Raw genomic sequence first — 21,598 nt, forward strand, 5'->3', positions numbered from 1 at the left:
CTGGCCGAAGCAGCCCGCCAGCGGTTGCAGGCCGCCGTCAACGCCGTTCACGGTGAAGCCAAATTTATCGATATCACCAATAAAAACACGGCGCTGCCGCCCCATCAGGCGCGGTAATCCATACTCAAAAAAGCGCGTCCCTGCAACCAGGAACGCGCTTTTCTCATACCAAAAATAAATTAACCGACCTTCGCAATCTTGCCTTGTTCAATATACACACTGAGAATCGCAATGTCGGCGGGGTTCACCCCGGAGATCCGCTCGGCCTGGGCAATAGTCTCCGGCTGAATCTTCGTCAGCTTCTGGCGGGCCTCAGTAGCAATGCCGTTGATGGCGTTGTAGTCGATGCGGGCCGGAATGCGCTTGGCTTCCAGGCGGTGGAGCCGCTCGATCTTCTGCTGCTCCTTGGCGATGTAGCCGGCGTACTTGATCTGGATGGTGACTTGCTCCACGACGCGGCGATCGACAGCTGGATGGTCTGGCATGAATTGAGCCAGATCCGCATAGCTGACTTCCGGCCGCTTCAAGAAATCGCTGGCCAGGATGCCGTCCTTCAGCGGCGCACCGCCCTTGCTCGCCAGGAAGTCGTCCACCGCCTGGCTGGGCTTGATGCGGATGCTTTGCAGCCGGGCCAGCTCAGCGGCAATGGCCCGTTTCTTCTCTTCGAAGGCGGCGAACCGGGCGTCGTCGATGAGGCCGAGGGCGCGGCCCTTGGCGGTCAAGCGCAGGTCGGCATTATCGTGGCGCAGGATCAGGCGGTACTCGGCGCGACTGGTGAGCAGACGGTAGGGCTCGTTGGTCCCCTTGGTCACCAGGTCGTCGATCATCACACCGATGTAGGCTTCGTCCCGGCCCAGGGTGAAGCCGGGCTTGCCCTGGGCGCGCAAGGCGGCGTTGATCCCGGCCATGATGCCTTGGCCAGCTGCCTCTTCGTAGCCGGAGGTACCGTTCATCTGGCCGGCGGTGAACAGATTCTTCACCCGCTTAGTCTCCAGCGTATGGGTCAGCTGCCAGGGCTCGATGACGTCGTACTCAATGGCGTAACCCGGCCGCATCATCTGGGCGTGCTGCAAGCCGGCGACACTATGCAGCATTTTCTGCTGGATCTCTTCCGGCATGGAGGTAGAAAAGTCCCCCACATAATATTCGCTGGTATCCCGACCCTCCGGTTCCAGGAAAATCTGGTGGCGGGGCTTGTCGGCGAAGCGGACGACCTTATCCTCAATGGACGGGCAGTAGCGCGGGCCGACGCCCTTGATGACGCCCGAGAACATTGGCGCCCGCTTGAGGTTGGCCCGGATGATCTTGTGGGTCTCCTCATTGGTATAGGTCATCCAGCAGGACATCTGGTCCTTCAGGTAGTCTTCATCCTTAGTAGTGAAGCTGAAGGCATTGGGGGTCTTGTCCCCCGGTTCTTCCTGGGTCTGGTCGTAATCGATGGTGTGGCCATTGACCCGGGGCGGCGTACCGGTCTTGAACCGGCGCAGCTTGAAACCCAAGTGCTCCAGACTTTCAGAAAGCTTAATGGACGGAATCGAGTTGTTCGGGCCAGAGGAATACATCAGCTCGCCGATGATGATCTTACCCCGGGAGCTGGTGCCGGCGGTGAGCACCACCGCCTTAGCCCGGTAACGGGCGCCGGTATTGGTGACGATGCCCCGGCACTGACCGTCCTCGACGATCAGGTCCGTGGCCATTCCCTGGCGCAGCGTCAGGTTCGGCGTATTCTCCAGGGTATCCTTCATCACCCGGTGGTAGGCATTCTTGTCCGCCTGGGCCCGCAAGGCCCGCACCGCCGGCCCCTTGCCCGTATTCAGCATACGCATCTGGATGTAGGTGGCATCGATGTTTTTGCCCATCTGGCCGCCTAGCGCATCCACTTCCCGGACAACGATCCCCTTAGCCGGTCCGCCCACGGACGGGTTGCAGGGCATGAAGGCGACCATTTCCAAATTCAAGGTGATCAGCATCGTCTTTTGGCCCATCCGGGCGGCGGCCAAAGCGGCTTCGCTGCCGGCGTGGCCGGCCCCGACGACGATCACGTCGTAGTCTTCACCAGTATATGCAGGGACTGTCATACGTTTCCTCCTACTTTCCTAAACAGAATTGACTGAACAGCTGGGTAATCAGCTCATCCGGGGCGTTTTGCCCAATCACTTCGCCCAGCTTTTCCCAGGCCGTGGTCATGTCGATCTGGACCAGGTCCAAGGGAACATCGTTTTTCAGCGCCGTCACCACATCGTCCAGGGCCGTCTTGGCCTGGGCTAACAACCCGTATTGGCGGGCGTTGGTAACCAGCACGCTGCTCTGGGAATTCTCGATGCCCTCGCCGAAGAACAGGTGGGCGATGGCTGCCTCTAATTCGTCCAGCCCACTGGCCTGCAAGACTGAGACCGGAATGATCAGGGTCTCGTCCGGCACCAATGCGGCCAGATTCTCGGGTGTGATCGCCGCCGGCAGGTCGGTCTTGTTCAGCAGAATGATCCGCTTCTTCGCCTGGGTCGCCTTCAGCAGCTCCCGATCGTCGCTTTGCAGCGGGGCGCTGGCGTCCAGCACCAGCAGTACCAAGTCGGCTTGGCCCAGCGCCTTTTGCGAACGGGCCACGCCGATTTTCTCCACCTTATCCGTCGTGTGGTGAATACCGGCAGTATCCACCAGCTTCAGCGGCACACCGCGGACGTTCACGTATTCCTCCAGCGTATCCCGGGTGGTCCCGGCCACATCGGTGACGATGGCCTTATCCTCGTGAAGCAGGTAATTCAGCAGGCTGGACTTGCCCACGTTGGGCCGGCCGATGATGGCGGTGGCCAGCCCCTCGCGCAGGATCTTGCCCTGATTAGCGGTGGCCAGCAGTTGTGCCACATGGTCCCGCACCGCCGTCGCCTTTTCTAACATCATCTGCCCGGTGACCTCGTCCATCTCGTATTCGGGATAGTCGATGTTCACCTCTTCCTGGCCCAAGACCGAGAAGATCTCCTGGCGCATGGTCTTAATCAGGTGAGAAAGGTTCCCGTCCAGCTGGTCCACCGCCACCTGCATGGCCTTGTCCGTTTTCGCCCGAATCAGATCCATCACAGATTCCGCCTGGGTCAAGTCGATGCGGCCATTGAGAAAGGCCCGCTTCGTGAACTCCCCCGGCTCCGCCATCCGTGCACCGTGACTGAGCAGCAGCTGCAAGATCCGGTTGGTATCGACGATCCCGCCGTGGCAGTTGATTTCAATAACGTCTTCCCGGGTGTAGGTCTTGGGCGCCCGCATCACGCTGACCATCACCTCGTCGACGACACTGCCGTCGCTGGGGTCGATGATGTGGCCGTAATTAATGGTATGACTCGCCACTTTGGCCAGGTTGCGACCCTTAAAGACCCGCTGGGCCACCGGCAAGGCCTGGTCGCCAGAGAGCCGGACGATTGAAATGCCACCCTCCCCCGGCGGGGTGGAGATGGCCGCGATGGTATCGTATGCAGTGATTGAATTTGGCATGGATATTCCCTTCTTTTAACTAATGTACCGGCAGACGGCCCTTGCGTGGTGCCGGCCAGTCTGTCCGGGTTCAGCGGATAGAGGTGATTTTTGCCCGGAGCCCTGGGGCCTCAGCCTTGAAATTGTTGTTAGCGGACGGTCTTTGTCCGCTTACAACAAGGCCGAGCTTTGAGACAAGGGCGGTTCTTGCCCTTGGCTCAAAGTCGGCCCAAGGCGTTCCAGGCCCCAGGGCGGAGGGCAAAAATTACCGGGTCGGGGGAGGACATTAAGTAATCCAGATGGACCTCTCCCGCGGCAACAAAAAAAGTGCGACAACCGAGGACTGTCCACCACCGGACAGTCCCCGGTCAAAGCACTTTGACTACTTTCACCGCGAATTTGAATTAGGACCATGATAGCACGCGCTATCGCCCGCCGCAACTCCCGCAACGCATAAGAAAAGCGCCCCCGCCAAGGGACGCTTTTCTCCCTGGTAATTACCCGGGAAATAATGGCACTGAACTCGAAAACTAGATGACGCTGCCTTTCTTCCGTTCGATGACCACGTACCGCTTGGGTTCGTCGCCCTCGGAATGGGTGATCACGTACGGGTTGTCGGCCAGCGTCGCGTGCAGGACCTTGCGCTCAAAGGAAGGCATCGGGTCCAAGAAGATGGGCTGACCAGTGGCGACCACGTCGCGGGCGGTCTTCACAGCCAGCTTCTCGAGAATCTCTTCCCGCCGTTCCCGGTAGTTGCCCACATTCAGCTCCACCGTGTCGTGACTGTGCGTCAGGTGGGAGAAGAGGATCTGGGCCAGATACTGGAGCGAGTTGATCGTCCGGCCGTGCTTGCCGATGAGCAGCCCCTCCCGATCGGTCGTCAGGAAGAACGTCCACTTGTCGCGGCCGGTCTTCTCGATCTTCACCGTGGTGGGCAGGCCCAGCGCGGTGGTCACGTTGACCACGTATGCGGAGACCTGGGCGAGGGCGGCTTCGATGTGCTGCTCCCGGGGATTGGGTCCGCTGGGCGGTGCCGGGTGATGATGGTGGACCGGCGCGGGCGGCGGATCGCCCGCAGCGGCCGGCACCGGCGCTGCCGCCGGGGTTTCCTCCGGGGCCGCCGCTTGCGGCCGGCGATCATCTCGCAGTTCGTGGTGGTGCTTCTCCGGGGCCGGTACGGCAATATTGAATGAATCCGCATTGATCTCGATCTTATTGATGTTGACGACGGCCGGTTTGCGGCCGAAGCCCAGGAAGCCGCGCTTACCTTCCGCGATCACATCGACAGTGACTTCATCCCGGGCCAAACCCAGTTCGGCCAAGCCGTTGTCGATGGCTTCCTGTAACGTACGTCCTTCGTATGTTGGCATAGTCTTCACGTTCCTCCCTTAACCCTGAGCGGGGCGGCGGTTACCGCTTTTTATACGCCCGGCGTTTGGCCTTGCGCAGCTGTTTCTCTTTCTCCCGCTTGGCCTGTTCCTTTTCTGCCATTTCCCGCTGCATCTGCCACGGGTTCTGGAGAAGCAGGGTCTGCCCAATCTGGAACAGACTGGAGACGACCCAGTAGATGGAGACAGCCGACGGGGTGACCCAGGCGAACCAGAGCATCATGACGGAGGAGAAGACAGTCATGATCATGCCCATGCCGCCCTGTTGGGGCGTCGCCTTCATTGCGATCCAGGAAGAAAGAAAGGTGAAGACACCGGCCAAGATCGGCAGCACGTGCCACGGGTCGGCCTCCCCCAACTGCATCCAGAGGAAGGTCCCCTGCCGCAGTTCCGTCGTCCGGAAGATGACTTGATACAGCATCAGCAGGATCGGCATCTGGATGACTAACGGCAAACACCCGAGCATCGGGTTGATGCCGGCCTCAGAATAAAGCTTCTGGGTCTCTTCGTTCAGCTTCTGGCGGGAATCCACGTCCTTACCGGGATACTTGGCTTGCAGCGCCTTGACCTCGGGCTGCAGCTGCATCTGCTTCTTGGTGCTCTTCGTTTGGAAGTGCATCAGTGGGAGCAGTACGATCCGGATCAGAATCGTGAAGACGATGATGGCCACGGCGTAGCTCATGTGCAGGTTGTGGACCATCCAAAGGAAGAATTGCTGGAAATAGTAGATTACGTAGCGGTCCCAAAAACCAGTGGAGTTCTTGGTGACCGGGCTGGTACCGCAGCCGGTCAGCACAACGACCAGGGCGGCCAGCGCCACGAATAATAGAATGCGTTTGAGTGTCCGTTTCGTATGCTTGTTCACGTCACTAACCTCGTTCTTCTTGATTTGAGTGGGCGGGCGCCGCCAGCAGGCGGGCCAGCGTCAGCACATGGATCAGGTTGCTTTTGGTCGCAGCCATGTCCAAGCTGCCGGCGCCTTTGCGGGCAATGACGAGAAAGTCCATTTGGCGGGGCAGCTCGTCGTGCAGCTCGTGGAGCGACTGGCGGATATAGCGCTTGATCTGGTTGCGCAGCACTGCCGTGTGGCCGACTTTCTTCCCCACACTGATGCCCACGCGGAAGTGTTTCTGCCCTGGACGGGCCAGCTGGTAGATCACGAAGTAGCGGTTGGCTACTGAGTGGCCAGCAGAGAAAACGCGCTGAAAGTCCTTTTCCGATTTCACCCGATATGATTTACGCAAAACGTGTTCCTTCCTGAACCGTTGGCCGCCCGAGCGGCGGCAACGATGTGTTCGATTACTGGAAATGAGCCGCCGCTGCCGCAGCGGCCAGTCGCCACAAAAAAACGGCGAAGCAGCACCACCAGGGGGCTCCTTCGCCGTTTGGCTGGCGCAAAACGTCAAGCACGAGACTTGGGCGGCGCCGCACCGGGCTGCAATTAAGCAGACAGGACGCGACGGCCCTTGGCCCGGCGGCGTGCTAACACTCTGCGGCCGTTCTTAGTGCTCATGCGCTTCATGAAACCATGGACACGGGCACGGTGGATTTTCTTAGGTTGATAAGTACGTTTCGTTGACATCGATTGACACCCCCTCGATTGATAGGTGACGTTTATCCTACAGTGATAAGCGTATTACTAATGAATGATAGCATATTTCAAAGGCCCCGCCAACAGGAAATTGCAAGGGAAAGGCGCTTTTTTTCAAAGGTTGGCAGGATTTCTGTTATAGTACAGCCTGTGGACAAGTCCGGGAAATAATGCCGATTTTTATCCACAGTGCAAAATCGAGTTGTGGATAATTGTTGGATAACGTCCTTTTTAGTCACGTGATTTATCCACCGGTTATTCACCCTTCATGGGCAATCCACAGCCTGTGTTTTTATTATCCACAATGGCGGATAACTGCCTGTGGATAACTTTGTGGGCGCCGTGGTACCTGGTTTTCTTCGTCGTTTCTTGCTGTGGACAACTTGGCTGCTGCTGACAGTTTATCGGCATATCCTCTGCCTGTGGATAACTGTTCATCCTCTGGGTGTTCCTCCTTTGGGAAATAATTATCCACCTGTGGAAAACTATTGGCCGCAATGCTAAACTATTCAGGTGACCCATTCGAGAAACATGGTTAGGGGGGCGAGGCGATGGCCGATAATTTGGCTGACCTTTGGCAATATATCGATCAGAACTTTCAGGAAAAATTTTCTAACTTCAGCTATAAAGCCTGGATTGCGACGGCCAAACCCGTGGCGATTCAAGACGACAAATTGATCATCAGTGTCCCCACGCAGCTGCACAAGGACTACTGGGAGCGGCAGCTGATGGTGCCGGTCGTCGAGCTGGTTTATAAGTATACGCAACGGGAACTGACGCCGATCATTGAGGTCGCTCAGTCCCCCGACACGAATCCGGAGACCGCTGAATTCGGCACCCCGGAAGACACGAAAGCGGCGGCGAAGGCCGACGCCAGTCCGGACTACTTGCGCGAGACCCATCTGAACGACAAGTACACCTTCGACACGTTCGTCATCGGCACCGGCAACCAGATGGCCCACGCTGCGGCGCTGGTCGTCTCCGAGCAGCCGGGACAGACGTACAATCCGCTCTTCCTGTACGGCGGCGTGGGGTTGGGCAAGACCCATCTGATGCAGGCGATCGGTCATCAACTATTAAAGTTGAACCCGCAGGCCAAGGTGAAGTACGTGACCAGCGAGGCCTTCGTCAACGACTACATCACGTCAATTCAGACCCACCGGATGGAGCAGTTCCGCTTGGAATACCGGACCTGCGACTTGCTGATGGTGGACGATATCCAATTCTTCGCCGAAAAAGAAGGGGCCCAGGAGGAATTCTTCCATACCTTCAACGCCCTCTACGAGAATAAGAAGCAGATCGTGCTCACCAGTGACCGCCTGCCCAACGATATCCCCAAGCTGCAGGAGCGCTTGGTCTCCCGCTTCAAGTGGGGCTTGTCCGTGGACATCACCCCGCCGGATCTGGAGACCCGGACGGCGATCCTGCGTAACAAGGCCAACGCCGAACGGCTCGACATTCCCGATGACACGCTGGGCTACATTGCCGCCCAGATCGATTCCAACGTGCGCGAGCTGGAAGGTGCGCTGGTGCGGGTGCAGGCCTACGCCAAGCTGAAGGGCGGGCCGGTGACCACCAGCTTAGCCGCCGATGCGTTGAAAGGCTTGAAGGCCTCGACGACGGAAGAAATTCCCATCAGCCGCATCCAACGGGTCGTCGCCCGCTATTACCACGTGACGGTCCAAGAGTTACAAGGGAAGAAACGCGTCAAAGCCATCGTCAATCCGCGCCAGATTGCGATGTACCTGGCCCGGGAGATGACCGATAATTCCCTGCCGAAAATCGGCCAGGAATTCGGCGGCCGCGACCACACTACCGTCATCCACGGATACGATAAAATCGAGAATGAGCTGAAGAACGACCCCGCCCTGCGCGACAGTGTGAACGAACTGAAGGGATTGATCCGCACGCAGGATGGGGATAACTAGCGGACTTATCCGAAAAGTTATCCCCTGCTTGTCCACAGGCAAAAACCGTGCTGGACCAAGGCTGCAGATACTTATCCCCCGAATCAACAGGCCCTATTACTATTACTATAAATTCTTTTAATAATAATAAAGCGCCGCATCGCACAGACGGAGAAAAGGAAGGATGTAGATGTGATGAAGTTCACAATAAATCGTGATACTTTTATCAAGACACTCAACGATGTTTCACGGGCCATCGCCACAAAGACGACGATCCCGATTTTGACCGGGCTGAAACTGGATTTGACCGCTGATCAGCTGACCATGACCGGCAGTGACGCTGATATTTCCATTGAGGCCAGCATTCCAGTGACCCAAGATACCGCGGCGTTACAGATTGCCGAACCCGGGAGCATCGTGCTGCCTTCCCGTTTCTTCACCGAAATCGTGAAGCGGCTGCCCGAAAAAGAAATGACCATTACGGTCACCGACACCCAACAGGCGGTCATTACTTCCGGCCAGTCCGAGTTCACCATCAACGGCCAGATCAGTGACGAATATCCGCTCTTACCAGAAATTGCCGCTGACCATTCTTTGCAGCTGCCCGCCGATGTCTTGCGGGAGGTGATTGCCCAAACGGTCATCGCCGTGTCCACCCAAGACAGCCGACCGATCCTCACTGGTGTGCACATCGTCATCCACGACGGTGCCCTGCTGGCCGTGGCCACCGATACCCACCGACTGTCCCAGCGGGTCGTCCGGCTGGACGGTGCCGGCGATGCCGATTACGATATCAATATCCCCGGCCGCAGCCTGACCGAACTGGCCCGCACGATCCCGGACACCGTGGCTACGATCGATGTCCGGATCGCTGAGAACCAGGTGCTCTTCCGCTTGGGCGACACCGCCTTCTTCTCCCGGCTGCTTGAGGGTAATTATCCGGATACCCAGCGGCTGCTGCCGACGGAGCATACCACCGCCCTCACCGTGGCCGCCGATGCCTTCCAAGCGGCCATCGAACGGGCATCGCTGCTTTCTCACGAGAGCCGCAACAACGTCGTCCGGCTGGTCCTGACGCCGGAGGCCAATACGGCAGTCCTCTCCAGCACCTCCCCGGATGTGGGGACCGTGCAAGAAGAGATTGCCTTCAAGACCCTCACCGGCGATACCCTGGACATCTCCTTCAATCCGGACTACATGAAGGATGCCCTGCGGGTCGTCGGCCCCAGCGACGTGACCATGGCCTTCACTTCGGCACTGCGGCCTTTCACCATTGAACCGGCCGAAGCCACCAGCCAGTTCATTCAGCTGATCACCCCCATCCGCACCTTCTAAGCCGTTTCTGTATTTATCAGCGCCGCCGACCAATCGTTTTGGTCAGCGGCGCTTTTTTCTGTTAAGAAAGGACATTTCCTCCTAGACCCCGCATATTTCGCCCAGATTTTCGTTCTAAGACGTTTTACGCGTTTTTGACGCTCCACACTATCCTCGATAAAAATGCCGTAAAATACGTCTATACGCCGTTTTTCGTTGTTTTACGGTCTTAAAAAACGTATAATAGTAATGTAAACTTTTTTACCAGACAACCGTCAGAAAGCGAGGTGGCCAGCAGTGGCCGAACACGTCGTCACATTACAAGCAAACGAAGAATTCATTACGGTGGGGCAATTACTCAAAGAAGTCGGCGCGATTCAAACCGGCGGCCAGGCCAAGTGGTTCCTGCGGGAACACCCCGTGGTCGTTGACGGGACACCGGAAGACCGGCGCGGACGCAAACTCAGCGCCGGTACGACCGTCACGGTGCCCGGCAGCGGCGTTGTGACGGTCACTGCGGCACCCCATGTATCTTGATGCGCTGACGCTGCGCCACTTTCGCAACTACGATTCTCTCTCAGTGACATTCTCCCCTGGCTTGAACATCTTGCTGGGCGAGAACGCCCAGGGCAAGACAAACCTGCTGGAGGCCATCTACGTGCTGGCCTTAGCCCGCAGCCACCGGACCCACAACGACCATGAATTGATCGAATGGGGCGCAGACAGCGCCGAGGTGACCGGCCGGGTCGTGAAGAGCAGCGGGACCGTCCCGCTGGCCCTGACGCTGACTAAGAAAGGCAAAAAAGCCACGGTGAACCACTTAGAGCAACCGCGGCTGTCCAGCTACCTGGGCCAGCTGAACGTCGTCCTCTTTGCCCCTGAGGACCTGAATCTGGTCAAGGGGGCACCCAGTGCCCGGCGGCGATTCGTAGATATGGAATTTGGGCAGATGAGCCCCAAGTACTTGTACAACTTGACCCAGTATCGGGCCATCCTGCGCCAGCGCAATAAGTACCTGCGCCAGCTCCACTACCACCAGGCCCACGACCTGGTCTATCTGGACGTATTATCCGACCAGCTGGCCGGGTTCGGGGCGGAGATCATCCACACCCGCCAAGTCTTATTGGACCGGATGATGGTCTTCGCGGATCATCTCCACGGGGAAATTACCCAGGGTAAGGAAAAACTGACGTTCCGCTACGTACTCCCCAATGAGCTGGCGGACGCCCACACGGCGCAAGACTTGTATCAGGCCCTGCTGGCCCTCTACAAAAAGCTGCGCGACCGGGAAATCGACCAATCGGTGACCTTGGCCGGACCGCACCGGGACGATGTCACCTTCATCACCAACGGGAAAGACGTCTCCGCCTTCGGTTCCCAGGGCCAGCAGCGGACCACGGCACTGAGTGTGAAGCTGGCCGAGATCGAATTGATGAAGGAGCAGACGGGGGAATACCCCCTGCTCCTCCTGGATGACGTCCTGTCGGAACTGGACACGGTACGGCAGACCCATTTACTGGCGACGTTCCAGAGCAAGGTGCAGACCTTTCTCACCACCACCGACCTGAGCGGGGTGGCCGAGGACATCGTCCACGACCCGCGCATCATGACCATTGCGGACGGCCAGCTGACCGTCACCGCACCCGGCGCCGGACACGCCGATTCAGAGTAAACGAAGCAGTTAGGTGTCAGAAAACATTGTGGGAGGTATGGCCATTCATGGCAGACGAAGATAAATTAACACCCAAACAGGAAGCCCACGAAGAGCACATGGAGGAGCTGGCGAAGAGTTACAACGCCAGTCAAATTCAGGTGCTGGAAGGGCTCGAAGCCGTTCGTAAGCGGCCCGGGATGTACATCGGGGCCACCAGCAGTCAAGGCCTGCACCATTTGGTGTGGGAAATCATCGATAACGGCATCGACGAGGCCCTCGCCGGCTTCGCCACCAAGATCGAAGTCACTGTCGAAGAGGACGGCTCCGTGACGGTGGAAGATGACGGCCGGGGCATTCCGGTGGACATCCAGAAGAAGACCGGCAAACCGGCCCTCGAGACCGTCTTTACGATCCTCCACGCCGGCGGCAAGTTCGGCGGTGGCGGCTATAAGGTCTCCGGCGGTCTGCACGGGGTGGGCGCGTCTGTCGTCAATGCCCTTTCCACTCATTTGGCTGTGACTGTGGCCCGAGACGGGAAGAAGTACTACATGGACTTCCACCGGGGCAAGGTGAGCACACCGATGAAGCTGGTCGGGGACGTCCCTGAACACGAACACGGCACGATCGTCCACTTCGTTCCCGATCCCGAGATCTTCACCGAGACCACCACTTTCGACGATAAGATCCTGGTCACCCGCATCCGCGAGCTGGCTTTCTTAAACAAGGGCCTGAAGCTGACCTTCACCGATAAGCGCCAGGAGACCCACGAGAAGCTGGTCTTCCATTACGAAGGCGGCATCAAGAGCTATGTTGAATACTTGGACCACGGCAAGGACGTCCTGTTCCAGGACCCAATCTACGTCGAGGGCCAGGAGAAAGGCATCACCGTGGAGGTCGCCCTGCAATACACGACGGGCTACCACTCCATCCTGATGACCTTCGCCAACAATATCCATACCTACGAAGGCGGGACCCACGAGGCCGGCTTCAAGGCCGCCCTCACCCGGGTGATCAACGATTACGCCCACAAGCAGAACATCATCAAGGATCCGGATGAGAAATTATCCGGCGATGATGTGCGCGAAGGCTTGACGGCGGTGGTATCGATCAAGCACCCGGATCCCCAGTTCGAAGGCCAGACCAAGACCAAGCTGGGCAACTCCGACGCCCGGACGGTCACGGACCGCACCTTCGCTGAGATGTTCACCAAGTTCTTGATGGAGAACCCCAACGAAGCCCGGGCCATCGTCGACAAGGGCATGGTCGCCTCCAAGGCCCGGGTCGCCGCCAAGCGCGCCCGGGAGATGACCCGCAAGAAGTCGGGCCTGGAGATCAGCAACCTGCCCGGCAAGCTGGCCGATAATACCAGCAAGGACCCGGAGATTTCTGAACTCTTCATCGTCGAGGGGGATTCCGCCGGCGGTTCCGCTAAGTCCGGCCGCTCTCGCTTGACCCAAGCCATCCTGCCGATTCGGGGCAAGATCTTGAACGTGGAGAAAGCCAGCATGGACCGGATCCTCGCTAACGATGAAATTCGGTCCCTGTTCACGGCCATGGGCACCGGCTTTGGCGGCGACTTTGATATTTCTAAAGCCCGCTACCACAAGGTGATCATCATGACCGATGCCGATGTCGACGGGGCCCATATTCGGGCGCTGCTCTTGACGCTGTTCTTCCGCTACATGCGGCCGCTGGTCGATGCCGGCTACATCTACATCGCCGAACCGCCGCTGTATCAGGTCCGGCAGGGCAAGTACGTGAAGTACGTGGACTCTGACGAGGAACTGCAAGAAGTCTTGCAGACGCTGCAACCCAGTCCTAAACCGGCCATTCAGCGCTACAAAGGGCTGGGGGAAATGGACGCTTCCCAGTTGTGGGATACGACCATGAATCCGGAGAACCGGCGCTTGGAGCGGGTCAACGTGCAGGACGCCATTGAGGCGGATGCCGTGTTCGACATGCTCATGGGCGATAAGGTCGAGCCGCGCCGGGAGTTCATCGAGAAGAACGCCACCTACGCCGACATTGACCTGTAATTTGAGAGGAGACTGCATTTTTCATGGATGAATCACAAGACCGGCGGATCCATACCGTTAACCTGCCGGAGACCATGCGCAAGTCCTTCTTGGACTACGCCATGAGTGTCATCGTGGCCCGGGCCCTGCCCGACGTCCGCGACGGCTTGAAGCCGGTCCACCGGCGCATTCTGTACGGTATGAATGAGCTGGGCGTGACCCCGGACAAGCCCTATAAGAAATCGGCCCGGATCGTCGGGGACGTCATGGGGAAGTACCATCCCCACGGCGACTCCGCGATTTACGAGTCCATGGTGCGGATGGCCCAGGACTTCAGCTACCGCTACCCGCTCGTTGACGGCCACGGCAACTTCGGTTCCGTCGACGGCGACGGGGCGGCGGCCATGCGGTACACCGAGGCCCGCTTGAGCAAGATCGCGACAGAAATGCTGCGGGACATCAACAAGGACACCATCGATTTCCAGGATAACTACGATGGCACCGAACGGGAACCGGTCGTGCTGCCGTCCCGCATTCCGAACCTGCTGATCAACGGGGCAACGGGGATCGCCGTCGGGATGACGACGAATATCCCGCCGCATAACTTGGGTGAGGTCATTTCTGCCCTGCATATCCTGATGCGGAATCCGGACGCGACCACGGCCGACCTGATGGAGGCCCTGCCGGGACCGGACTTCCCGACTGGCGGTGTTGTGATGGGCAAGTCCGGCATCCGCCGGGCATACGAGACCGGCCGCGGGAACATCATCTTGCGGGCCAAGGTCGAGGTCCAGACTGAAAAGAGCGGCAAGGAACGGATCATCGTCCACGAGATCCCCTACATGGTCAATAAGGCCAAGCTGGTGGAGCGGATCGCCGAACTGGCCCGGGACCACCGGGTCGACGGCATCACCACGCTGCAAGACGAGTCCGACCGGGAAGGGATGCGGATCACCATCGATATTCGCCGGGATACCTCGGCGACGGTGGTGCTGAACAACCTGTACAAGCTGACCCCGCTGCAGACCAACTTCTCCTTCAACATGGTGGCTATCGTCGACGGTGCGCCGAAGGTCTTGACCCTGAAGCAGATCCTGGTTTATTACCTGAAGCACCAGGAAGACGTCATCACCCGCCGGACCCGCTTTGACCTGCGCAAGGCCGAAGCCCGGGCCCATATCCTGGCCGGCTTGCGGACGGCGTTGGACCACGTCGACGCCATCGTCTCCTTGCTGCGCAGCGCTCCTAACGGCGACGTGGCTAAGGCCCAGTTGATCGACCAGTTCGACTTGGACGACAAGCAGGCGCAGGCTATCCTGGACATGCGGATGGTCCGTCTGACCGGTCTGGAACGGGACAAGATCGACAGCGAGTTCAACGACTTGCAGGCCGCGATTGCCGACTACAAGGATATTCTGGCCAAGCCTGAGCGGATCCACGAGATCATCTACCAGGAATTGCTGGATATTCAGAAACGCTACGGCGACAAGCGCCGCACAGAGCTCTTGGTGGGCGAAGTGCTGAGCATCGAAGATGAAGACTTGATCGAACAAGAGGACGTCGTCTTGACCCTCAGTCACAACGGCTACATCAAGCGTCTGCCCGCTTCTGAATTCAAAGTGCAGAATCGCGGCGGCCGCGGGATCCAAGGCATGGGCGTGCACGATGACGATTTCATTGAGCACCTCATTTCTTCCTCGACCCATGATGTCCTGCTCTTCTTCACGAACCAGGGCAAAGTCTATCGGGCTAAGGGTTACGAGATTCCGGAATACAGCCGGATGGCCAAGGGTATTCCCATTATCAACTTGCTGGGCATCGATTCCGGCGAGCAGATCCAGACGGTGATCAACGTGGCCGAGAATGATGCCGCGGAACACTACCTGTTCTTCATTACCCGGGACGGGACCGTTAAGCGGACCAGCGTACGCGAGTTCGCTAACATCCGCAGCAACGGCTTGAAGGCCATCAATCTGCACGACGGCGACGAACTGAACAACGTGCTCTTGACGGATGGCCACCAGAACATCATCATCGGCACCCATGACGGCTACTCCGTCTCCTTCAGCGAGACGGCGGTGCGCAACATGGGCCGCGCCGCCAGCGGTGTCCGCGGCGTACGGCTGCGGGCTGACGATTACGTGATTGGTTCCGATATTTTGAAGCCGAATGCCGAAGTGATGGTCATTTCAGAAAAGGGCTACGGCAAACGGACCCCGACCTCCGAGTACCCGATCAAGGGCCGCGGCGGCAAGGGGATCAAGACTGTCAATGTGACCAAGAAGAACGGCCCGCTGGCCGGCTTGACCGTCGTGGACGGCAGTGAAGATATGCTGCTGATCACGAATACCGGCGTGCTGATCCGCTTTGCCGTGACCGATGTTTCCCAGACCGGCCGCGCTGCGATGGGCGTGCGGGTGATTCGTCTGGACGACGATGCCAGCGTGGCCAGTCTCGCGAAGGTCGCACCGGAGGAAGATGACGGCGATGACGGCAGTGACGCGACGGCGCCGGATGGCGGCGGCGATACCGCACCGGCCGGACCGGCTGCTGCCGGCAGTGATGCTGGCGATACGGTCAGCACGGACACGCCGGCGGCGCCAAGTGCTGATGCGGATGCCCCCCAGGAAGGCGCGAACCTGTCGAAGAGTCAATCGAACGCTTTGGACGAGTTGCTGAACCGGGCGACTGAGGACCAGGATAAGGCGGAACACGATGATTCGGACGACAGTCATCATGATAATGATCAGGAGTAAATGAGTTTCACGTAAAAGGCCCCGAGGCGATTGGGTCAACCAGTCGTCTCGGGGCCTTTTTGAATACTCTGAAAGTGTAGTCAACAGTTGCACTACTCACTGAACGGGCGGTAAATCATCGGCCGCTGGCGCTGTTCCGGAGAAGCGCCGATTTGAAGATGGACGTTGTTGCTGGCAGATGGAATAGATTGGACCCCTCATCAAATCCTGGCGTGAACGGCTTGCGGGCGGGGATGACAAGATCGTGTTGGCGGAGGTCGGCGATTGTGGGGTACAGCAAGGTCGTCCCATCGTTCAAGATGACCCGTTTCACTTTGCGGACATAGCCCTGGGCATCGTGGGTGTAATCAACGTTTTTGACGTGGACCACAGTCACAAAGTGGGTTCTCGTCAAATTGTATTCTGCCAATTCTTCGCGATAACTATTCACCAATGTGATGCTAATGATGACAGCTAACACCGCCGCAATCGCAATGACGAACCGATTAGCTTGTTTGGTCAGCATCAGGGTATGCTCCCTTCTCTGGTTGCTGCGGATCTTTTCCTGGGGATTCAGATGGAGGGTCTGAGGATTAAGCACTTGGTCGATGCTGACGTCATAAACCGCGCACAGCAGCAAGAGATTCTCGAAGTCCGGATAGCCCTTGCCGTTCTCCCACTTGGAGATCGTTTGCCGGGTCAGTCCGAGTTTGTCAGCGACCGCCTGTTGGGTCAGGTGGCGGTCGGTGCGCAGCTGGCGCAGCGAATGGCCGAATTCAATCATCACAGGTCACCTCCATGCCTATATTCTAGCAAGAACGGGGGCAGAAAAGGGCTGACGAAGTGTTGCGCGGGGGGAGCGCAACAGAGCGTTGCGGGATGCGTAGGGATTATTTCCCGGGCAATAATGAACTGGCGGCCCTATCAGATCGTTTGAGTCGTGCGGCTATCTTTCCGCGTTGTTGTTCTTCTTTTCTCACCTCCGCCGGGTGCGTCATGGCGGTGGAACAGTCGTAGAACAACGTCCTGTCCGCGCTGGGCTTCACCTGGATGCAGCAGTAGAGCACTGGGAACTGCTGCTGCAGATGGTCCGTGATGCGTTGGCAGATCTGATAAGCCTGTTTGATGTTCATGTGGTCCGAAACGACCACTTCGGCTTCGACGATGATGTTGTCCCCCGAGTAGCGTCCGTCCACGAACGAAACGCCGCTGACACTGGGGGTCGATGCAATCACCTGACTCAGCTCGGCCCGGATGACGGGGGAAAAGCCGTTGGACAGCTTCTCGGCACTGTCACTGAGGATGCGGCTGCCGTTGTAGAGAATGAAAAAGCCCAACAATACTGCGGCGACGGGATCGATCCAGTGGACGTTCAGCAGGGCGGCGCCAAGAATGGCCAGCATCGTGCCGGCGGAAGTCAGGGCATCGCTGAGAAAGTCCCGGGCGGAGGCGGCCAACGAACCGCTGTGGGTGCGGCGGCCGACGAAGTGATTCAGTACGCTCAGACAGAGCATTGTCACCCCGGAGACCGCGGCCATCACGGCGGCTTGGCCCTTGATCGGTGCCGCGTAATGCCCGTTCAGCAGCGCCAGTGTCCCCGTGGCCCCTGTCCAAATGCAGCTGAGCCCGACCAGAAACATCACCAAACCGGAAAGAAAGACGGCCAAATTCTCATACTGCCAATGGCCCTCCAAGTGGAACGTATCCCGGGGCCGCTTGGAGAACGAGAGACCGACAATCAGCGATGCCACCGAGACGATGCCGGTGAAATTGTTTTGGCCGTCGGCAACCAGGGCGGTGGAATGGTCGGCCTGACCGATCATCAGCTCTAACACTGAAATGACGCTGTAGACGAGCAAGTTGAGAAACAGCAGGTTGCGGGAACGGCGCACTTTGTTCCTGCTGGCCGCCTCAATTTGGTCAGAAATGCCGATATGATCCGATTGCGTGGTCATGGTCAATCCGCCTCGTCTTCAATCACGGCGAGCACGCTTTGGTGCAGGCCAATTTGGAAGCGGCCGATCATCAGCAGGTTGAACCCGATGATCAGTCCCGTGATGACCCAGAGATCCAAGGTCAGGGACTGGTGCGTGGAAATGAGGCTGCGCAGGGCATTGATCAAGTAGGTCATCGGCAGCCAGGTGTTAAGGGAACGGGCGAAAGCATTCACCAGGTAGGTGGGATACAGACCGCCCGCGCCGGCCAGCTGCAAGACTAGGACGATGGATACGAGCCAGGTCCCAAAGCCGCCCAGCAGCAGGCGCAAACAGAAAATCAGCGAGAGAAACAGCCATGATCCCAGCAGCAGGACCAAGAAGAAAAGCCCCTGGTCAGCCACGTGCAAATGGGTGGCACTGGTCAAAGACCAGTCGAGCAGGACCGTTTGGAGAACGCCCACCAGGGCTACGACAGACGCTTTGCTTGCCCACCAGGTCAATGCCCAGCGCGGCTTGCGGTGGGGCAGGAAGCCCTCGTACATCGTCCCCAGGGCAATGCCTCCGACATACAGGCCGATGGCAATGGCGAAGGGCGCCATGCCCGTGCCGTTATTGGGGATCTTGGCCACATCACTGGTCACTTCGTGGATCGGTGCCGCCAGGGCATCGGCGTTCCGCGTCGTTGTATGCAGAATCGAGAGCTTCTGCACCCCGGTCGTTAAGCTGCTGGCCAGCGTTGCACTGCCTTTTAGCAACTGGATCGTGCCCGTCTGCAAGGCCGTCGTTCCGGCCGTGAGTTGAGTGGTGCCGGCGGTCAGCGTGGGCAAGTTCTGCTGGATCGCTGCCAGACCGGTACCGATGGCGCTGTTGCCGGCGGCCAAGGTACTGACGCCTTGGGTATAGGTCGTGAGACCAGCGGTCAAGGCAGCGGTGCCGATCAGGAGCTGCCGGCTGCCCCGGGCACTGGCCGTACTGCCGGCGTGAGGGCCTGGAGCCCGCGAGTCAAGGCCATCGTTTCTGCCGTCAGCCGAGTGGGGTTCGCCGCGCCGCTGGTGAGCTGCTGCTGAATGGCCTGCGCCAGGGTCGCGAGTTGAGCCGTTCCCTGGGCCAGCTGCGGGGATTTGGCCGCGAGCTGGGTCAATCCGCTCTGGATCTGGCTGAGCCCGCTGGTCAGCTTCGGTGTATTGGCCGTCAGCTGCGTGAATCCGCTGGCCATGGCGGTATTCCCACTGGCCAATTTGGCATTACCGGCCGTCAGCTGACCGACGCCGCTGCCCATGGCCCGCGTGCCGCTGGCCAGCTGCGTTTCGCCGGCCAACAGTTTCTCACTGCCCGCTGCGAGCTGAGTCCCGCCGGCGGCTGCTTTCTGCATCCCCGCCTGGGCACTGCCCAGCGCGCTTAAGACGATGCCGGCATACATCTTGGTCACTTGCGCGGAGACCTTAGCCTTAATGGCAGTGGCCGCCCCGTTGGTCATCTTCGAGACAATGAAGTTTTGCCCCGAGTTGAAGCGGAAGTACAGATTCATCCGCTGGGGATTTTCACCCATGATGGTGGTGGCCTTTTGAGAAAAGCCCTGCGGCACCGTCAGAATCATGTAATAGCGCCCCGCCCGGAGCCTTTTTTCCGCCGTTGCGGCCGACACGTGATGGAAATCCAAGGCATCCGCCTGTAACAAACTGGTGGTCAAATTCTGACCGATGGCGATCCGTTTACCGTGATAGGTCACGGGGGTATCGTGATCGACGATAGCGACGGGGATACGGTCCATCTTGCCGTAAGTATCCCACATCGAAGAGAGATAAATGAAACAGTAGATGGCTGGGATCAGGGCAATGGCCACGAGGACCACCAGCATCATCTTATGGTGCACAAGATAGGACCACTCGCTTTTGAACATGTGATTACCGCCTTTCAAATTGACACGATGTTCAATTGCGATAGTAGGTGCTTTCGGCGGGCAGAGCAATACGCAAAAAGACGTGATGTGTTCAGTAAAAGACCCTCTGTGTGGGGGATAACTTCGCCTCTTTCTTTTGGCCAGCCGTTTTTTACCTGAACAAAAAACGCCCAACTGTGCATTGCCAGCGGGCGAAAAAAAGTGTTGAATAGAGTCAGAAATAGACAGCGTGTTAAAGGAGACGGCGATCATCGAAACGAATACTAAAATGCTGGCGACGGAAGTGAAGATTCAAAAAGCCTTCGTCCAACTGGTGGGGCGCCAGGGGTTCGATAAACTTAGCGTACAGCAGCTCACCCAGGCCGCGGGCATCAGCCGGGGGACTTTCTACCTGCACTACGTCGATAAGTACGACCTGCTGACGCATTATGAGGATGAGATCGTCACGCATGTCACAGGGATCTTCCGCCGCTACCCCAAGCCGCAGACGGGCACGGAGACGGCGGCTGCGGACAATGCGTTCTTTCAGTTGTTCAAGTATCTCTACCGGCAGCGGGCACTGGCGGCGCTGCTGCTGAACGAGCAGGGCACGCAGACGGTGGTCAAGGTGAAGCAGCTGATTGGGAATGTCTTGCAAGAAACGGGACCAAGCAAAGCAAAATCCCCCGCGGTCATTCCTAGTGATTTTGCCCAGGAAATCGTCAGTCAGGGGATTCTGGATATTGTCATCTATTGGCTCAACCAGCCCACCGTGTTACCGCCGGAACAAGCCTACCAGATCTTTCAGCGGAGCCGCAGTATGACACCGGAGGAGCTGACGCGGGCGATTGGCCCGCTGCCATCAGCGTGAGTCCTATTTTCGGGAAAACTCAGCGCCGCTTCTTATTCTGCTTTCGTTTTTTGTTCCGCCGGCGATAGGCCTGGCGAACCATCCGGCTGGTCGGCTTCTGAGCAGTCGGCTCAGGATTTTGTCTGGCTAGCTCTTGTGCAGCCATTGCAAACTCGCCGCAATTGGCGCGGTGCGGTCTCTGTCGAGTTTTCCTGATTCGATGAGGTGCATTAATAATTGCATCCAACTGCCGAGTAGAAGCTGGTTTTCGTGCAACGTTTGCTCCGGCATCAACTGAATGAGCTGTGTCTGAACATTCTCAGCGGTCCAATTATCCGGCGTTTCGAGGAACTGGGCGTAGAGGGCATCGCCGAAAGGGACGATTGCCTCAAGCACTTCGCCTTGATCGTACGTCGAGCGTAAATCATCCGCCGCCGCCCAGGTCGCCCGGGCGTCTTCAATCAACTGACGATGGACTTGTGTGGCCGTATCCATCGACCATTGTCGATTGCCGACGTTATCCACATGCGGGACGGTCTGGTAACCATCATCTAAAATATCGTTAGCCGGGGCGGTCGGATCATCTGCTTCATCCGGCAGCGGATTCGAAAAGTCAACGCCGATGGCGGTCAGTGCCTCGGTCATTACCCGTGTCGTGGTAAAGGTGACCTGATAAGAGGGGATGCTCAATATTTCGCGATCACTCAGCCAAATTAAAAATTTTTGGATAATCATTGATGTTGCAGAAATTTTGTAACTCGCCATCACTAGAGGCGGGCGTGTCAGCGAAGAGGGCCGCTAAGCTTTTTCGAATATGGCGGGCTTGCCACTGACGCGGATCTTCACCAGCGATAGCAGTGATCTGG

General features: G+C 58.2%; 18 protein-coding genes and 1 pseudogene. 8 read left to right on the forward strand and 11 right to left on the reverse strand.

What is annotated here, in order from left to right; translation table 11 throughout:
• Positions 1-117, forward strand: a pseudogene (locus tag L248_RS16300) (NAD(P)-dependent oxidoreductase); the annotation flags it as partial.
• Positions 118-179: 62 nt separating this feature from the next.
• Here the strand turns inward: L248_RS16300 and mnmG are convergent.
• The 6 genes from mnmG to rpmH all read right to left on the reverse strand — a co-directional run bounded on the left by mnmG (position 180) and on the right by rpmH (position 6,432).
• Complete coding sequence (gene mnmG, locus L248_RS04180; protein ID WP_022528838.1) at positions 180-2,078, reverse strand: tRNA uridine-5-carboxymethylaminomethyl(34) synthesis enzyme MnmG; 1,899 nt, start codon at positions 2,076-2,078, stop codon at positions 180-182.
• Between the two features lie 10 nt (positions 2,079-2,088).
• The gene (mnmE, locus tag L248_RS04185) at positions 2,089-3,483 is read right to left on the reverse strand and encodes a tRNA uridine-5-carboxymethylaminomethyl(34) synthesis GTPase MnmE (RefSeq protein WP_022528839.1); all 1,395 of its coding nucleotides are present in this window, start codon (positions 3,481-3,483) and stop codon (positions 2,089-2,091) included.
• Between the two features lie 509 nt (positions 3,484-3,992).
• Complete coding sequence (jag, locus tag L248_RS04190) at positions 3,993-4,832, reverse strand: RNA-binding cell elongation regulator Jag/EloR (protein ID WP_022528840.1); 840 nt, start codon at positions 4,830-4,832, stop codon at positions 3,993-3,995.
• 40 nt (positions 4,833-4,872) lie between these two features.
• Positions 4,873-5,715 (reverse strand): YidC/Oxa1 family membrane protein insertase, encoded by an 843-nt coding sequence (locus L248_RS04195; RefSeq protein ID WP_022528841.1) that lies wholly within the window; start codon positions 5,713-5,715, stop codon positions 4,873-4,875.
• A gap of 4 nt (positions 5,716-5,719) precedes the next feature.
• Positions 5,720-6,094 carry a ribonuclease P protein component gene (gene rnpA / locus L248_RS04200; RefSeq protein ID WP_040534768.1) on the reverse strand — a complete coding sequence of 125 codons (375 nt, stop codon included), beginning with the start codon at positions 6,092-6,094 and terminating at the stop codon, positions 5,720-5,722.
• Positions 6,095-6,291: 197 nt separating this feature from the next.
• Positions 6,292-6,432 (reverse strand): 50S ribosomal protein L34, encoded by a 141-nt coding sequence (gene rpmH, locus L248_RS15570; RefSeq protein WP_081674917.1) that lies wholly within the window; start codon positions 6,430-6,432, stop codon positions 6,292-6,294.
• 560 nt (positions 6,433-6,992) lie between these two features.
• On the opposite strand from rpmH, the gene dnaA reads away from it, so the two are divergent.
• From dnaA to gyrA, 6 genes are all read left to right on the forward strand, one after another.
• Positions 6,993-8,369 (forward strand): chromosomal replication initiator protein DnaA, encoded by a 1,377-nt coding sequence (gene dnaA, locus L248_RS04210; protein WP_022528843.1) that lies wholly within the window; start codon positions 6,993-6,995, stop codon positions 8,367-8,369.
• 174 nt (positions 8,370-8,543) lie between these two features.
• The gene (gene dnaN / locus L248_RS04215; protein ID WP_040534772.1) at positions 8,544-9,683 is read left to right on the forward strand and encodes a DNA polymerase III subunit beta; all 1,140 of its coding nucleotides are present in this window, start codon (positions 8,544-8,546) and stop codon (positions 9,681-9,683) included.
• A gap of 276 nt (positions 9,684-9,959) precedes the next feature.
• Complete coding sequence (yaaA, locus tag L248_RS04220; protein ID WP_022528845.1) at positions 9,960-10,199, forward strand: S4 domain-containing protein YaaA; 240 nt, start codon at positions 9,960-9,962, stop codon at positions 10,197-10,199.
• A complete protein-coding gene (gene recF / locus L248_RS04225) occupies positions 10,189-11,334 on the forward strand; it encodes a DNA replication/repair protein RecF (RefSeq protein ID WP_022528846.1) in 1,146 nt (381 codons plus the stop codon). The genes yaaA and recF overlap by 11 nt, the downstream gene beginning before the upstream one ends.
• 47 nt (positions 11,335-11,381) lie before the next feature.
• Positions 11,382-13,352, forward strand: a complete 1,971-nt coding sequence (gyrB, locus tag L248_RS04230) for a DNA topoisomerase (ATP-hydrolyzing) subunit B (RefSeq protein ID WP_022528847.1) — start codon at positions 11,382-11,384, stop codon at positions 13,350-13,352.
• A gap of 23 nt (positions 13,353-13,375) precedes the next feature.
• Complete coding sequence (gyrA, locus tag L248_RS04235) at positions 13,376-16,087, forward strand: DNA gyrase subunit A (protein WP_022528848.1); 2,712 nt, start codon at positions 13,376-13,378, stop codon at positions 16,085-16,087.
• A gap of 115 nt (positions 16,088-16,202) precedes the next feature.
• Here gyrA and L248_RS15060 read toward each other — a convergent pair whose 3' ends face one another.
• From L248_RS15060 to L248_RS04255, 4 genes are all read right to left on the reverse strand, one after another.
• Positions 16,203-16,850 carry a helix-turn-helix transcriptional regulator gene (locus L248_RS15060; protein ID WP_051999853.1) on the reverse strand — a complete coding sequence of 216 codons (648 nt, stop codon included), beginning with the start codon at positions 16,848-16,850 and terminating at the stop codon, positions 16,203-16,205.
• A gap of 106 nt (positions 16,851-16,956) precedes the next feature.
• Entirely contained in the window at positions 16,957-18,021 is a 1,065-nt protein-coding gene (locus L248_RS04245; protein ID WP_022528850.1) for a cation diffusion facilitator family transporter, read from the reverse strand.
• 2 nt (positions 18,022-18,023) lie between these two features.
• Positions 18,024-18,926 (reverse strand): YhgE/Pip family protein, encoded by a 903-nt coding sequence (locus L248_RS04250; RefSeq protein WP_022528851.1) that lies wholly within the window; start codon positions 18,924-18,926, stop codon positions 18,024-18,026.
• 14 nt (positions 18,927-18,940) lie between these two features.
• Entirely contained in the window at positions 18,941-19,903 is a 963-nt protein-coding gene (locus tag L248_RS04255; RefSeq protein WP_022528852.1) for a YhgE/Pip domain-containing protein, read from the reverse strand.
• Positions 19,904-20,132: 229 nt separating this feature from the next.
• On the opposite strand from L248_RS04255, the gene L248_RS04260 reads away from it, so the two are divergent.
• Positions 20,133-20,753, forward strand: coding sequence for a TetR/AcrR family transcriptional regulator (locus L248_RS04260; protein WP_022528853.1), 621 nt, complete (start codon positions 20,133-20,135; stop codon positions 20,751-20,753).
• Between the two features lie 126 nt (positions 20,754-20,879).
• Here L248_RS04260 and L248_RS04265 read toward each other — a convergent pair whose 3' ends face one another.
• Positions 20,880-21,467, reverse strand: coding sequence for a hypothetical protein (locus tag L248_RS04265; RefSeq protein ID WP_040534786.1), 588 nt, complete (start codon positions 21,465-21,467; stop codon positions 20,880-20,882).
• Positions 21,468-21,598: the final 131 nt, after the last annotated feature.

Source organism: Schleiferilactobacillus shenzhenensis LY-73, assembly GCF_000469325.1.
Lineage (GTDB): Bacteria > Bacillota > Bacilli > Lactobacillales > Lactobacillaceae > Schleiferilactobacillus > Schleiferilactobacillus shenzhenensis.

Coding starts and splice junctions, on each gene's coding strand:
- L248_RS15060 (WP_051999853.1), bottom strand. CDS start 16,850: ATGATTGAATTCGGCCATTCGCTGCGCCAGCTGCGCACCGACCGCCAC.
- L248_RS04265 (WP_040534786.1), bottom strand. CDS start 21,467: ATGATTATCCAAAAATTTTTAATTTGGCTGAGTGATCGCGAAATATTG.
- mnmG (WP_022528838.1), bottom strand. CDS start 2,078: ATGACAGTCCCTGCATATACTGGTGAAGACTACGACGTGATCGTCGTC.
- recF (WP_022528846.1), top strand. CDS start 10,189: ATGTATCTTGATGCGCTGACGCTGCGCCACTTTCGCAACTACGATTCT.
- rpmH (WP_081674917.1), bottom strand. CDS start 6,432: ATGTCAACGAAACGTACTTATCAACCTAAGAAAATCCACCGTGCCCGT.
- jag (WP_022528840.1), bottom strand. CDS start 4,832: ATGCCAACATACGAAGGACGTACGTTACAGGAAGCCATCGACAACGGC.
- dnaN (WP_040534772.1), top strand. CDS start 8,544: ATGAAGTTCACAATAAATCGTGATACTTTTATCAAGACACTCAACGAT.
- gyrA (WP_022528848.1), top strand. CDS start 13,376: ATGGATGAATCACAAGACCGGCGGATCCATACCGTTAACCTGCCGGAG.
- dnaA (WP_022528843.1), top strand. CDS start 6,993: ATGGCCGATAATTTGGCTGACCTTTGGCAATATATCGATCAGAACTTT.
- gyrB (WP_022528847.1), top strand. CDS start 11,382: ATGGCAGACGAAGATAAATTAACACCCAAACAGGAAGCCCACGAAGAG.
- mnmE (WP_022528839.1), bottom strand. CDS start 3,483: ATGCCAAATTCAATCACTGCATACGATACCATCGCGGCCATCTCCACC.
- L248_RS04245 (WP_022528850.1), bottom strand. CDS start 18,021: ATGACCACGCAATCGGATCATATCGGCATTTCTGACCAAATTGAGGCG.
- L248_RS04255 (WP_022528852.1), bottom strand. CDS start 19,903: ATGTTCAAAAGCGAGTGGTCCTATCTTGTGCACCATAAGATGATGCTG.